This is a genomic window from Lysobacter sp. TAB13, from assembly GCF_052113885.1.
Classification (GTDB): domain Bacteria; phylum Pseudomonadota; class Gammaproteobacteria; order Xanthomonadales; family Xanthomonadaceae; genus Lysobacter; species Lysobacter gummosus.
Genome location: NZ_JBFRDR010000420.1, coordinates 1 through 356, shown reverse-complemented (window position 1 = coordinate 356; position 356 = coordinate 1). Strand labels below are relative to the sequence as shown.

General features: G+C 64.3%; 1 protein-coding gene. It reads left to right on the top strand.

What is annotated here, in order from left to right; all coding sequences use genetic code 11:
- Nucleotides 1–269, top strand: a 269-nt coding sequence (locus tag AB4Y92_RS26790; RefSeq protein ID WP_441822378.1) for a hypothetical protein, incomplete at its 5' end; no start/stop codon positions are given.
- Nucleotides 270–356 lie beyond the last annotated feature (87 nt).

Genomic DNA, 356 nt, shown 5'->3' with positions numbered 1-356 from the left:
ACCGGCACAAGGCCCGCGCCAACCTCCAGACCTATTTCGGCCTGTCGACCGTGGTCAGCGGTGTCTTGCTCTGGCTGAAAAGCATCATCACGGCCGCATCGCTCGCGATGGCGCTACCGCTGTTTGCGATCTACGGCGCCGGTCTCTGGGTCGGCACGCATGCCTTCCGGATCGCCTCCGAGGAGACGTTCCGGCGCATCGCCTATCTCGTGATCTTCCTCAGCGCGCTGGTCAGCCTGCCGCTATGGGATGGAATACTGGGGCGTTGAACCGCCATGTTCCGGCGCTCGATACAGCCTCGCAGCGGATGCTGGTCGGGCTGATGCAGTCCCATCTCGATGCGGGCGGCGCGATTC